The organism is Maricurvus nonylphenolicus, from assembly GCF_042854845.1.
GTDB classification, from domain to species: domain Bacteria; phylum Pseudomonadota; class Gammaproteobacteria; order Pseudomonadales; family Cellvibrionaceae; genus Maricurvus; species Maricurvus nonylphenolicus.
In genome coordinates this window covers 5,586,945-5,599,702 of the sequence record NZ_AP031498.1, presented here as the reverse complement: position 1 = coordinate 5,599,702, position 12,758 = coordinate 5,586,945, and the positions used below count along the sequence as shown (strand labels likewise).

At 48.6% G+C, this 12,758-nt stretch carries 11 protein-coding genes; 7 read left to right on the top strand and 4 right to left on the bottom strand.

The genetic code is table 11. The features are described 5' to 3' along the window. Nucleotides 1-32: 32 nt before the first annotated feature. Together ACGHZ6_RS24335 and ACGHZ6_RS24330 are read left to right on the top strand one after the other, a co-directional pair. Nucleotides 33-1,166: a TRAP transporter substrate-binding protein gene (locus tag ACGHZ6_RS24335; RefSeq protein WP_390616677.1), complete on the top strand. Its 1,134-nt coding sequence runs from the start codon at nucleotides 33-35 to the stop codon at nucleotides 1,164-1,166. 25 nt (nucleotides 1,167-1,191) lie between these two features. After that, nucleotides 1,192-1,659: a glutaredoxin domain-containing protein gene (locus ACGHZ6_RS24330; RefSeq protein ID WP_390616676.1), complete on the top strand. Its 468-nt coding sequence runs from the start codon at nucleotides 1,192-1,194 to the stop codon at nucleotides 1,657-1,659. A gap of 161 nt (nucleotides 1,660-1,820) precedes the next feature. On the opposite strand, the gene ACGHZ6_RS24325 is transcribed toward ACGHZ6_RS24330, so the two are convergent. After that, complete coding sequence (locus ACGHZ6_RS24325) at nucleotides 1,821-3,827, bottom strand: TonB-dependent receptor domain-containing protein (RefSeq protein WP_390616675.1); 2,007 nt, start codon at nucleotides 3,825-3,827, stop codon at nucleotides 1,821-1,823. A 130-nt stretch (nucleotides 3,828-3,957) separates the two neighbouring features. Between ACGHZ6_RS24325 and ACGHZ6_RS24320 the strand changes: the two genes are divergently transcribed. The 3 genes from ACGHZ6_RS24320 (at nucleotide 3,958) to ACGHZ6_RS24310 (ending at nucleotide 7,342) form a co-directional block, all read left to right on the top strand. Further along, nucleotides 3,958-4,641 (top strand): response regulator transcription factor, encoded by a 684-nt coding sequence (locus ACGHZ6_RS24320; protein WP_390616674.1) that lies wholly within the window; start codon nucleotides 3,958-3,960, stop codon nucleotides 4,639-4,641. Beyond that, on the top strand, nucleotides 4,631-6,028 hold the full coding sequence (locus ACGHZ6_RS24315) for an ATP-binding protein (protein WP_390616673.1): 1,398 nt from the start codon (nucleotides 4,631-4,633) through the stop codon (nucleotides 6,026-6,028). Before ACGHZ6_RS24320 ends, ACGHZ6_RS24315 begins: the two co-directional genes overlap by 11 nt. Nucleotides 6,029-6,142: 114 nt before the next feature. Continuing rightward, entirely contained in the window at nucleotides 6,143-7,342 is a 1,200-nt protein-coding gene (locus ACGHZ6_RS24310) for a PepSY-associated TM helix domain-containing protein (RefSeq protein WP_390616672.1), read from the top strand. Here the strand turns inward: ACGHZ6_RS24310 and ACGHZ6_RS24305 are convergent, their stop codons facing one another. The 3 genes from ACGHZ6_RS24305 to ACGHZ6_RS24295 all read right to left on the bottom strand — a co-directional run bounded on the left by ACGHZ6_RS24305 (nucleotide 7,343) and on the right by ACGHZ6_RS24295 (nucleotide 9,722). Further along, on the bottom strand, nucleotides 7,343-7,747 hold the full coding sequence (locus tag ACGHZ6_RS24305; RefSeq protein WP_390616671.1) for an acyl-CoA thioesterase: 405 nt from the start codon (nucleotides 7,745-7,747) through the stop codon (nucleotides 7,343-7,345). A gap of 62 nt (nucleotides 7,748-7,809) precedes the next feature. After that, nucleotides 7,810-9,177: a TRAP transporter large permease subunit gene (locus tag ACGHZ6_RS24300; RefSeq protein ID WP_390616670.1), complete on the bottom strand. Its 1,368-nt coding sequence runs from the start codon at nucleotides 9,175-9,177 to the stop codon at nucleotides 7,810-7,812. Nucleotides 9,178-9,179: 2 nt separating this feature from the next. Then, nucleotides 9,180-9,722: a TRAP transporter small permease subunit gene (locus ACGHZ6_RS24295; protein WP_390616669.1), complete on the bottom strand. Its 543-nt coding sequence runs from the start codon at nucleotides 9,720-9,722 to the stop codon at nucleotides 9,180-9,182. A gap of 294 nt (nucleotides 9,723-10,016) precedes the next feature. Here ACGHZ6_RS24295 and ACGHZ6_RS24290 point away from each other — a divergent pair, with 294 nt between their 5' ends. Both ACGHZ6_RS24290 and pstC read left to right on the top strand, forming a co-directional pair. Beyond that, nucleotides 10,017-11,105 (top strand): PstS family phosphate ABC transporter substrate-binding protein, encoded by a 1,089-nt coding sequence (locus ACGHZ6_RS24290; RefSeq protein WP_390616668.1) that lies wholly within the window; start codon nucleotides 10,017-10,019, stop codon nucleotides 11,103-11,105. 254 nt (nucleotides 11,106-11,359) lie between these two features. After that, nucleotides 11,360-12,745 carry a phosphate ABC transporter permease subunit PstC gene (pstC, locus tag ACGHZ6_RS24285; protein ID WP_390616667.1) on the top strand — a complete coding sequence of 462 codons (1,386 nt, stop codon included), beginning with the start codon at nucleotides 11,360-11,362 and terminating at the stop codon, nucleotides 12,743-12,745. The last annotated feature ends 13 nt before the right edge of the window (nucleotides 12,746-12,758 follow it).

Below are 12,758 nucleotides of genomic sequence, written 5' to 3'. Positions count from 1 at the left end.
CCGATCTAACAATAAATAAAAAGAAAAGTCTGATGGATAAGCAAACAACCAACTGGTACCCCGCCATAATCTTTGGCTTGGTCGCCGCCCTGGTCAGTGTTTTCGCACTGCTGGTGGTAGAAAAATCTGCCGACCATAGCAATGGTTCTGTTGCTACACAGCAACAGAACGGTGATCAGAAAACGTATGAATGGAAACTGGTTACCACCTGGCCCAAGAACTTCCCCGGTCTTGGTACCGCGCCTGAGAATTTTGCCCGCATTATTGAAGACGTCAGTGATGGTCGTATTAAAGTAAAGGTTTACGGTGCCGGTGAACTGGTACCTGCACTAGCAGTATTTGGTGCTGTATCCAGCGGCAGTGTCGAGATGGGTCACGGTGCGGCCTACTACTGGAAGGGCAAGGTACCTGCGGCTCAGTTTTTCACCGCGATTCCTTTTGGCATGAACGCCCAGGAAATGAACGGCTGGTTCCACTACGGTGGCGGTCTGGAGTTGTGGCGTGAAGTCTACGAACCATTTAACCTGGTGCCCTTTTCCGGTGGCAGTACCGGTGTGCAAATGGCAGGTTGGTTTAACAAAGAGATTAATGCCGTTGACGATCTAAAAGGCTTGAAGATGCGTATCCCGGGCCTGGGCGGCGAAGTCTTAAATCGTGCCGGTGGGTCCTCTATCAATATTCCTGGTGGTGAGCTGTATACCGCCCTGCAAACCGGCGTGATCGATGCCACCGAATGGGTTGGCCCCTACAATGACCTGGCTTTCGGTTTCCACCAGGTTGCTGAATATTACTACTACCCTGGCTGGCATGAGCCAGGCGCCATGCTCGAATTTATTATCAATAAAGACGTATATGAAAGCCTACCTGCAGACCTGCAAGCCATGGTGGAATCCGTTACCCGCCAGGTAAATCAGGATATGCTGGATGAATACACCGCGCGCAATAATGCGGCTTTGATCGAACTAAAAAACCAGCATGGCGTTAAAGTAAAACGTCTGCCTCAAGAGGTTCTGGATCACTTGCAGGCGATTGCCAAAGATATCTATGCAGAAACTTCCGCTACAGACCCGCTGTTCGGCAAGGTCTACAAAGCCTACAGTACCTTTGCTGAGCAGGCGGCAGACTATCATTTGATCTCTGAAGAGGCTTATTACGAGTCTCGATAATTGTGTTAGTAATAATAGGGATGTTATGAAATATATCGCGTCAATATTGCTGCTGGTGTGCGCCACAGCAACTGCAGAAATCTATAAGTGGGTCGATAAAAACGGTAAGACCCACTTCAGTGATAAAAAACCTGCACACCTTGAGGCAGAAGAGGTCAAGCTTAGGGTTAATTCCTTTAAACACGTCAGCTATGAAGTCTTAGGTCCTGAAGAAGAAAAACCGGCGAAAACCCGAGATGAGGTTGTGATGTATTCCACTGAGTGGTGTGGATACTGTAAAAAAGCGCGCAACTATTTCCAGAAAAATAATATACCATTTAAAGAATACGATATTGAAAAAAGCTCCAAGGCAAAAAAAGAGTATGACTCACTGGGGGGGCGTGGTGTGCCATTAATCAAGTATGGCAAGAAGCTGATGAATGGCTTTTCTATTGAGGGCTTCGAGAAGTTTTATAACAATGAGGCTAAGAAAAATAGCCGCATCATTAGGTAGAAAAACTCGGCTCAGGTGAACATTCTGACGTGAGATTATCCGAAAGGATAGATAGCTTGGGGAAGCATATGCCAAAATGTTCACTTGAACCGAGCTTCTAATAAGGTTTGTCCGGTTTATTATTGCAACCGGACAAATTGAACTGGCTTCAGAGGTTGCCTTTAAAAACTGTAGGTTGCCGACAAACGAACATCACGACCAGGTTCGTTATACCCTTTCACATTCGGATAGATTGCGGTGTAATCACCGACACTAGAGTGATCCAGGTAATTCTTGTCAAAGACATTAGTAACCGCGAGATTGAGTTTCAGTTGTTCCATAGGGCTCCATTCAGCATACAGGTCGTGAACGGTATAACCGTCCTTATCGATTTCTTGAATGCCTGGGCCCCAACTAAATTCTTCATCCCGGTACATCACTTCCAGATTATTTAAATCTTCCACGTAGGTGATATTCCAACCGAAGGTCAGGTTGGGTTGTGGGAAGTAATTGATGCCTAAGTTCCAGGTATCACCACGGGAGTTACCTAAGCCTCGGTGTTCATAGCCGGCCAGATCAACTTTGCCGTAGTCGACGGAATAAACGCCATCGGCCGGGTCAAGTTGAGCATCGGAGGTGGCGAAACCAAACTGAATCTCAACGTCATTCCAACGGTAGGTGACGTCCAGTTCGATCCCATCAGTTTCAACGGTACCTACGTTTTCATAGAAAACGCCACCGTAGTTCTGATCAAAGATAACGTCGTCAATCTCAGACTGATAAGCCGCCAGTTTAATATCTAGATCGGCTACGCTGTATTCCAGAGAGGCTTCTATATTGGTAACAGTTTCCGCATCCAGCTGAGGATCTGTTGTCGAGCCATCAATCGTGAAACCATCACCAACTTCCTTGCCCCGTGCAGCTTCAGCGTAACCTAAGCTAAATTTCCAGGCATCGGTAATATCGTAGGCGAAACCGGCATTAAAACTAAGATCGTCGCTATCAATGGACACACCAGGATTAACAAGGCGCTTATCAAACTCATAATCATCGTAGCGCACACCATAGCTGAGTAATAACTTATCGGTTATCTGCGAATGGGCCTGAGCGTATGCGCCCCAAACGGTACCCTCTTCACGAGCTTCTGTTGTGCCACCAATAGGGCCGCTTTCAACCTCATCTTCACGAAAATCAACACCATAGGTGAATCGGTGAATACCTATCTCACTGATATTACGTATATCGAAACCGTAGCTACTGATATCGGTATTCCAGGTGAAAAGCTCACGTTGGAAGCTGGATTCGGTGTGGTATGCAGAAAGCTCGAGATTAATAAGATCGCTGTGAGTTAGTTGGTAATTGGCGACATAGGTTTCACGCTCCCCTTCTGACTTGTAGAGGGGGACCCCTTCCAGTGGCGACCAGTTAGGCTGTCTGCTAAAAGAGCCTTTTTCCTTACGGGTTTCATAGCTGAGTGATAAGTGTTGGTTATCGGCAATATCACCACTGATTTTGAAAAAGCCCAGGGTTTGATCGGCTGCTGTTGCTGGCAATTCGTTGCCATCCCCGTCTTCGGCATTATTACGATCAATATCGTTGTAATAGGCCAGTACACCCCAGTTATCATTCAGGCGTCCAAACAGTGTAAGGCTGTGTTGCTCACCGTCGTTACTAAAATTACTCACTTTCACACGACCGCCGAAATCTTCTCCAGCAGGCAACAGATCATCAACATCCTTAGTGCGAAAACGAATCGAACCGCCTATAGCACCAGCGCCGCTGGTTGCCTCACCGGCACCAGCTTGCACTTCGACCTGTTTGAGTAAATCAGGATCGATAGTGACACGGCCAATATGGTGGAACAACGTAGATGTCTGCGGTGCGCCATCGACGGTGACGTTGACCATGGAGTCTTCCAGACCACGAACATAGATCTTCTGGGCTATACCGCTGGCGCCACCACCTACAGAAATGGAAGGAGTTGTACGGAAGACATCGGCCAGGTCGTTGGCCTGGAAAGCCTCCAGGTCCTTGTAGTCAATCTGGGCGTTTGTGGCTTCACCTACCACCACCATGGTTTCAATCCTGTCGTTTGTGGATTTATCGGCATCCTCAGCCTGGGCCAAGGATGAAGCTGCAATACCGATGGCAACCGTCAGTGGTGAAAGGGCAAATGAACGTAAACGCACGGGCTGTCTCCTCTAATAAAATGCTTTATATTGATAATTATTCTCATTTACAATAATAAAGACAGCGTTTTTACAATTGTTACATTTACATGCTCATAGCCAGTCGGCCCGTGAGGAGATGAAGGTTGATATGCAAGCTAACAAGATACTTGTGGTTGAAGATGATCAGACTGTAAATGGTCTGATCTGTCAGAACTTGGAAACTGAAGGTTACACCGTGACCTGCGTCTTTGATGGCGAGAATGGCGTAAGCCAAGCAGTAAAGGAAAATTATGATCTGATTCTGCTGGATGTCATGATGCCTAAACTCGATGGTTTTGAAGTATTAAGCCGTCTGCGTGAGAAAAAACAGACACCGGTATTGATGCTTACGGCTAAAGGTGGGGAACAGGATCGTATCTGCGGGTTTCAATCTGGCGCCGACGACTACTTAATTAAACCGTTTAATATGGCCGAGCTGACATTGCGGATTGAAGCGATATTGCGACGCACACAAACTGTTTCTCAACCTTCGGTAAACGTTGTTCGCGGTGCCGTGGTATTGGATCCCCTTTCTGGTGAAGTGCTTATACACTCCAAACCCATCGCCTTTACCCCGCTGGAGTTTGATTTGCTGCGCAGCCTGATGGAACAGGCTGGCAAGGTGGTGAGTAAAGCCGAGTTGTATCAGTCGGTATTGTGCCGCGAGTACAGTCGTTACGACCGCACACTCGATATGCATATCAGTAAAATTCGTAAAAAAATGTCCAGTGCGGGTCTGCCCATCAATACCATACGTACCGTACGTGGTCAGGGGTACAGTTTTGAAGGTTAGTAATTTCCCATTTAAAGGCATACCTCTAGGGCTGTTTGGCAAGCTGTATATCATTATTGCTGTATCCAGTATTGCGTTGATTTGGTTAGTGATGGTGCTGAGTGAGTTTATGGAAAAAAAGTTCAGTACCATCACTCAGGAGCATCAGCAAGAATTAATGCTCTATGCGCAGCAAGCCGAGAAGTTGGTTCAGGCTGGTGATGTCGATGCTTTAACCTTGTGGGCAGATAACATTACTCAGTTGGAGGATACCTGGCTAGGTGTAATCAAACCGAACCCTGATTGGATGGTGGGCGAACCGGATTACGAGTTTATCGGTGGTGAGGAAAACCTCATTATTGGTCGTAACATCGAATGGCCAATCCACCTCTATCATAACTATAACCCCATCATGAAAATGACACTGGGCGATACAGGATACAACCTGATGATCCAGTTGCCTCAGCGTATGCGCCCTGGTGCTTATTGGGGAGTACTCAGTAAATTAATCACTATGGGGTTACCCATATTGTTGGTGGCAGCACTGAGTTATATTATTTTTCGTCATATTATTTCTCCCCTAAAGCAGCTACAGCAAGCGACTCAGCGGTTCAGCAACGGTGACTATCAAGTTCGAACGGCAGAGACGCTCAGTAAACGTAAAGATGAGCTGTCAGAGTTGGCGATGAGTTTCGACCAAATGGCCGATCGTATTGGAAACTTATTGACTACCCAGCGCCAACTGATTCAAGACATTTCACACGAGCTAAGAACACCGATCACCCGTATAAAACTGGTGTTAAGCAAACCCAATGCGGCGGAAGTTATCAGCCGGGTGGAGCAAGAGGTCAATGCCATGCAATCCCTGATGGAAGATACCTTGACCCTTTCCTGGCTGGATACCGAAAGGCCAACACTGAATCAGGAGCAGGTCGATGTCAGTCTGTTGCTGGAGACGATTGTTGAGGATGCGCGGTTTGAATTTCCTGAGCATCAGTTAGCCCTTTCAACGCCGGAAACCTGCGTAGTCAATAACTCCAGTCACCGTGCACTTGGTCAAGCACTGGAAAATATGATTCGCAATGCCCTTAAATACAGCCCCAAAGGCTCTCAGGTAGAGGTGGCGGTTAAAACTGAGCAGACCGAACGACTCTGTATCACCATTAAGGATGAAGGCCCAGGTGTACCAGAACAGGATATAGATAATATCTTTAAACCCTTTTATCGCGGCGATAAATCCCGTCAGAAAGGTTCCGGCAAAGACCCTGGTGGTTATGGTTTGGGCCTAGCGCTTAGCAAGCGACAGATTACCGCTGTAGGTGGTGAGGTTTCGGCCGCAAACCTCAAACCAAATGGTCTGTGTATGACTACCTGTTTACCAATGCAGGCAATGGTAGAGGACGCATAAATAGTTTTAAAAGCTCTACGAAGTGTAACAATTGTAAAACTGCTGTCGGCCCAACGTTAAAGCCATAATAATCGCCAGCCTACCGTCGATTACTCCTTTTACGTTGTGCTCTCCATGTTGTTGAAATTTAAACCCAGGGCGTTGTTGGTATTTTGGCACCGCTGGTTTGGTTTGCTGGCGGGCATATGGTTACTGCTTATGGCGGTGACGGGTTCGATACTGGTGTTTTACAGTGAGCTGGATCGTGTATTAAACCCTGACTTGTATGCCGTTGAGCAGCAGCAAGAATCCCTGCCCAGTAAAGCGTGGATTAACACCGTTGAATCCACCTATCCGGATATGTTTATCAGTTTTTTGGATCTTCCCAAGACCAGCGAAGATCCTGTAAGGCTGATTTTAAATCCGCGTCCAGGTGAATCTGTAGATTGTGCCTTAAGCTTGTATATCGATCCTTATACAGCAAAGATTTTGGGTCAGCGCTGCTTGGGCAAGCTGCAGTTTGATCGTCGCTACCTTATGATCATTATCTACGAGCTGCATATAGACCTTTTGCTCGGCAAACCCATGCTGATTTTTCTTGGCTTGATCTCGTTGTTATGGGTTATTGACCACTTTGTCAGTTTGTTTATATCGTTTAATCGATTATCAAAATGGGCCCAAAGCTTCCGAATTCGCTTCAGCGCAACAGGCCATAAGCGGACTTTCGATTTACATCGTGCTGGCGGTTTATGGTTTTTTCCTGTAACGCTGATGTTGGCGCTCAGCGGTGTGTATTTTAATTGGTATGAGCCTGCAAACCGCTTTATCAACTTCTTTTCGCCTATGACTCCGCGATATATTTTTACTTTACCAAAGCTCCAGCAGCCCACTGTGGATACTCCAGTAACCATGGCTGAAGCCCTGAGTTATGCCAGTGAAACGACAGGAGTTGAAGTGGATATGGTGAAATTTATTCCCCACAAGGGCGTCTACGAAATGCGCGCTTACGATGTGCGGGATATCGATCCCTATGGCCGACGTATGCTGGTGCTAGATGCTTCCACCTCAGAGATGTTAAGCGACCGTCATATAACCGAAGGCGGTGCCGGTAATCAGGTGGCCGCCTGGCAATACCCGTTACATTCCGGCAAGGCCTTTGGCTGGCCGGGTCGAATAATTATCTTTTTGTCTGGTTTACTTGTGTCATTGTTGGTGGTGACAGGGGTAAAAATCTGGTGGCGAAAAGCGCAAGCGCAAAAGACAAAGAAAAAGGAGGCGTTGGATAGCTCGTCTACCGATCTATCCCAGGCCTCCTTTGATAACGCTGGTAGCTAATTAGCTAATGCGACGGGTGCGACCCTTATCGTCGATGGCAACATAGATAAAGGTGCCTTCAGTCACCTTGTAGCGCTCACCGGTTTCGTAAATACGTAGCCAGACATCAACCATTACCTTCACTGAAGAGCGCCCAATTTCCTGCACTTCACAGTAACAGCTGATGGTGGCGCCAACCGGTACCGGGCGTAGAAACGCCATGGAGCCTGTGGCAACGGTGGTAACTCGGCCCTGAGCTATCTCGGCGGCAATAATAGAGCCTGCCAGATCCATCTGCGACATTAGCCAGCCTCCAAAGATATCACCGTTGGGATTAGTGTCTGCGGGCATGGCCAGGGTTTGTAGGGCTAGCTTACCCTCTGGGGTTGGCTCGTCGTCGTCGCCATCGAAAAATTCGTCGCTCATGGTACTTCCTTACACTCTTAAATAATTAAACTGTTGCACGCTTTGCTGGTGTATAAAGTTGGTTATCCCTGTAATTGGGCGGGAAGCCAGGTTACCAGTGAAGGCCAAAGGGCCAGTGCGGCTAATAGAAGCAATTGGATCACAATAAACGGGGCAACGCCACGATAAATCGCCGTAGTTGCGACCTCGGCCGGGGCTACACCGCGTAAATAAAACAGGGCAAAACCAAACGGTGGTGTCAGGAATGAGGTCTGCAGGTTGATGGCAATCATAATGCCCAACCATACGGGATCCAGCCCCATCGCCAGTAGTACTGGGCCAACGATGGGCACTACCACAAAGGTGATTTCGATAAAGTCGAGAATAAAGCCGAGCAGGAAGATCACCAGCATCACAATAAGCGTGGCTGACACTACACCACCGGGAAGTCCGTGGAAGAATTCGGTGATCAGCTCTTCACCGCCAAAACCGCGGAATACCAGGGAGAACAGCGAGGCACCAATCAGAATCGCAAACACCATGGCCGTGACTTCAGTGGTCGACTGCCCTACTTCTGCCAAGCGGCTACGGGTAAGTTGACGCTTGCTCAAGGCCAGTAATGTCGCGCCCAAGGCGCCGACCCCAGCAGCTTCTGTAGGTGTTGCAGCACCACTGACGATAGAGCCCAATACCAGCACAATTAATAGGATCGGTGGTAGTAGGCTGAAAAGAATTGGAGCAATGGAGACATCTTTATCTCTTGGAACGGCGGGTGCCTGTTCGGGGCGCCATTTGGCAACAAACAGGACATAGACGATATACAGGCCAACCAGCAATAAACCTGGCACTATGGCGCCGACAAACAGGTCGCCCACCGAAACGGGTTTGGGATTAAAGATGCCCATACTCAACTGTGCCTGCTGGTAGGCGCTGGAGAGAATGTCACCCAGCAGAACCAGGGCAATCGAAGGTGGAATAATCTGCCCTAGGGTGCCGGTCGCACAAATGGTGCCGGTGGCCAGTGAGGGTGAATAGCCGCGCTTGAGCATGGTGGGTAGCGACATTAGCCCCATGGTTACCACGGTGGCACCAACAATGCCGGTACTGGCAGCCAGTAACATGCCAACCAAAACCACGGAAATACCCAGCCCGCCGGGAAGTCGGCCCATCAGTTGGGCCATATTTTCCAACAGCTCTTCGGCCAGACGGGATTTCTCCAGCATAACCCCCATCAATACAAACAGTGGCACGGCAATCAGGGTGGTATTGGTCATGGTACCAAACACCCGGTCGGGGAAGGCCTTGAGCAGGTTGGGGTCAAAGTGGCCGGTGACAATCCCGACACAGCCAAATAGCAAACCGGTACCAGCGAGGGTATAGGCCACCGGGTAGCCAATCATTAAAAACAGGCAGACGACCAAAAACATAAACAGGGGAATTAATTCGACCATGATCAGCCCTCCTCCCCTTCTGTTTCTGGTTTGATCAGGGTGGCGGTGGCCTTGGCGATATCCGACAGGCCCTGTAGCCCCAGGGTGATCGCCATTAACGGAATCAGGGACTTGAGCAGGTAAATCCCGGGCAGCCCCCCCGCTTGTGGTGATTCTTCCCGAATTTCCCAGGCGTTCGCTACAAAATCCCAGCTAATTCCCAGCAGAAATCCGCTAATGGGTAATAAAAAGATCAGGCTGCCAAGGCCATTAACCCAGGCTTTGCGGCGCTCAGAGAAGTTGCGGTAGAAGATATCTACCCGCACATGGCCCTGGCGTTGGAGGGTAAAAGCCGCGCCCAACATAAACACCGCCGCATGCATATAGCCGACAGACTCCTGCAGGGCGATAGAACCAATACCAAAACCGTAACGAAGGACGACGACAATGCAGGTAATCAGCATCATCACCAGAACTAACCAGGCCACAGCACGGCCGGTCAGGAGAGAAAAAGCGTCAATATAGGCGGCAAACGAGGCCAGACGCGGCGTTTGACCTGCCGGCATCCCCAATTTCCTTGTATTTATTGTGATTATGTAACGTATATCCAGCGATGGATTATACATAAGCCCCCATGAGTTGGGGTTAAGGGGCAAGGAAAATGGACAATTTAAGACACAGGAAGGGATTTATGAAAGAAATATGACGGAATATTTCAATTTGTAACAAAGTTGTCATATACGTTTCATAGAATTGTCACCAATGAATTTTAGGATTTCGCACGGTTAGACACATACATCAACACAGATTACTTCCATAGAGAGTTCTGTGAAATTGAGCGACATCCCTTAGGAGATATCATGAAAAAGACTCTGTTAATCGCAACCGTAGCTGCTACCACAGCTATGACTGCACAATTTGCGAGCGCCGCTCGTGACTACATCAGCATCGTTGGTTCTTCCACTGTATACCCTTTCGCTACTGTTGTTGCTGAGCGTTTCGGTAAGTCTACCAACTACAAGACGCCTAAAGTTGAGTCTACCGGTTCTGGCGGTGGTCTGAAGCTGTTCTGTCAAGGTGTTGGTGTTCAGCACCCAGACATCACTAACGCTTCTCGTCGCATCAAGTCTTCTGAAGTTAAGCTGTGTGAAAGCAATGGTGTTAACGACATCGTTGAAGTTCTGATCGGTTACGACGGTATCGTTATCGGTAACGCCAAGAAAGCTGAAATTATGCAGCTGACCCGTAAGGACATCTTCCTGGCTCTGGCCAAGCAAGTTCCAGCTAAAGACGGTTCTGAGAAGCTGATCGATAACCCATACAAGACCTGGAAAGATGTAAACCCAGCTCTGCCTAACAAGAAAATCGAAGTTCTGGGCCCTCCTCCTACTTCCGGTACCCGTGACGCTTTCGCTGAGCTGGCAATGGAAGGTGGTTGTAAGAAGTTTGACTGGATCAAGCAGATCAAGAAAGACTCCAAAGCTGCCAAGAAAGCTGGTGACAAGAAGTTGGCCAAGAGCCTGAAGAAAAAGTACAAGTCTATCTGTCACACTGTTCGTGAAGATGGTCCTTACATCGAAGCTGGTGAGAACGATAACCTGATCGTTCAGAAGCTGAACGCTAACCCTAACGCTCTGGGCGTATTCGGTTTCAGCTTCCTGGATCAGAACGCTGACCAGATCCAAGGTTCTATCGTAGACGGCAAAGAGCCTACTTTCGAATCTATCGCTGACGGTTCTTACCCTGTATCTCGTCCGCTGTACTTCTACGTGAAGAAAGCTCACGTTGGTGTTATCCCAGGCATGAAAGAGTACCTGACCGAGTTCACCAGCAACAAAGCTTTCGGTGAAGAAGGTTACCTGACCGAGAAAGGCATGATCCCTCTGGGTGAAGGCGAGCGTGCTCGTGTAGCCGGTGATGTAAAAACTATGAAAAACTTGCAGCTGTAAGGGTACAATACCCGCCCAGATGCAAACGCAGTACCCATGATTTAATCATGGGTATTCAAATAGCCCGACAGGAAACTGCCGGGCTATTTTTACGAAAGGCCCTTTTTTAAAAAAAGAAACTTGGGATCGTCATATATCTGAAGTGTTGTTCTGCTAATTCATTGCACTTTGTTGGTGCAGCCTAAGTGCCCAGTGAATTACCAGAACCACAGTTTTTGATTTAACCCGTAAGTATTTCAGGAAGGCATTCTTTTATGGATACATCAACGCTCTTGGCGGTTACAGCGCTGTTGATTGTCGTGGCCTATGTATTTGGCCGTGGCCGATCTATCGGCTTGGCTGGCGGCCCCAGCGGTGTGCGCAATTTAAATTCGCTGCCGTTTTACTATGGCACTCTGACAGCCCTATGGTGTGGTATCCCCAGCCTGGTGCTGCTGGCCGGTTGGCTGGTGTTTGATGATGTCATTATCAGCCAATTGGTTATTCAGGAAATGCCTGAAGCCGTACGCGATATGCCATCTGCTGAGTTAGGCCTGGTGATCAATATTGTTAGCAACCTGGCGGCTGGAAATACTGTCGGTGAGGTTGAGCCTTATATGACGCAAGCAGCAGAGCGCTTGATCAGCCTGCAACAAGGCAGTCGTATGGCCATGACCGTTGCCGTTATCAGTGTCGGCATGATTGCCGCCCTGGCTGCCTGGATTCGCATCAAACCAGAACAGCGTGCACGTACGAAAGTTGAAGCCTCCTTTAAGGTCATTCTGCTGGCCTGTTCCTGTATCGCCATCTTTACCACGGTGGGTATTGTTTTATCGGTACTGTTCGAATCTATCCGCTTCTTCCAGAGTGTGCCTATTACTGACTTCCTGTTTGGCCTTGAGTGGAGCCCGCAAATGGCTATCCGCGCTGACCAGGTGGGTGGTTCCGGTGCTTTTGGTGCTGTGCCGTTGTTTGTCGGTACCATCCTGATCTCCCTGATTGCTATGACGGTTGCCGTACCTGCTGGTCTGATGGCAGCGATCTACCTGTCTGAGTATGCCAATACTAAAGTACGCAGCGCAGTTAAGCCGATGCTGGAAGTTCTCGCCGGTATCCCAACTGTTGTGTACGGTTTCTTCGCAGCTCTGACGGTTGCCCCGTTTATTCGCGACAGTGGCGGCCTGGTTGGTTTGGATATCTCCTCCGAGAGTGCTCTGGCAGCTGGTCTGGTGATGGGGATTATGATTATCCCGTTCGTATCTTCTCTGTCCGATGATGTTATCAACGCTGTGCCTCAGTCCTTGCGAGATGGTTCTTTTGGTTTAGGTGCAACCCAATCTGAAACCATTAAACAAGTGGTTATCCCTGCAGCCCTGCCCGGTATTGTCGGTGGTGTGTTACTGGCGGTGTCACGTGCAATTGGTGAAACCATGATTGTGGTTATGGCAGCGGGTCTTGCAGCTCACCTGACCTTCAACCCCATGGAATCGGTGACCACGGTTACCGTACAGATCGTAACCCTGTTGGTAGGTGACCAGGAGTTCAACAGTCCGAAAACCCTGTCGGCCTTTGCTCTGGGCTTGATGCTGTTCGTCGTTACCCTGGCGTTGAACTACGTGGCTCTGCATGTAGTGAGAAAATACCGTGAGCAGTACGAATAAGTTGAGATGAGTG

Excerpts from the sequence above, each read along its gene's own strand:
- ACGHZ6_RS24335 (WP_390616677.1), top strand. The coding sequence starts at position 33 with ATGGATAAGCAAACAACCAACTGGTACCCCGCCATAATCTTTGGCTTG.
- ACGHZ6_RS24330 (WP_390616676.1), top strand. The coding sequence starts at position 1,192 with ATGAAATATATCGCGTCAATATTGCTGCTGGTGTGCGCCACAGCAACT.
- ACGHZ6_RS24320 (WP_390616674.1), top strand. The coding sequence starts at position 3,958 with ATGCAAGCTAACAAGATACTTGTGGTTGAAGATGATCAGACTGTAAAT.
- ACGHZ6_RS24310 (WP_390616672.1), top strand. The coding sequence starts at position 6,143 with ATGTTGTTGAAATTTAAACCCAGGGCGTTGTTGGTATTTTGGCACCGC.
- ACGHZ6_RS24305 (WP_390616671.1), bottom strand. The coding sequence starts at position 7,747 with ATGAGCGACGAATTTTTCGATGGCGACGACGACGAGCCAACCCCAGAG.
- ACGHZ6_RS24300 (WP_390616670.1), bottom strand. The coding sequence starts at position 9,177 with ATGGTCGAATTAATTCCCCTGTTTATGTTTTTGGTCGTCTGCCTGTTT.
- ACGHZ6_RS24295 (WP_390616669.1), bottom strand. The coding sequence starts at position 9,722 with ATGCCGGCAGGTCAAACGCCGCGTCTGGCCTCGTTTGCCGCCTATATT.
- ACGHZ6_RS24290 (WP_390616668.1), top strand. The coding sequence starts at position 10,017 with ATGAAAAAGACTCTGTTAATCGCAACCGTAGCTGCTACCACAGCTATG.
- pstC (WP_390616667.1), top strand. The coding sequence starts at position 11,360 with ATGGATACATCAACGCTCTTGGCGGTTACAGCGCTGTTGATTGTCGTG.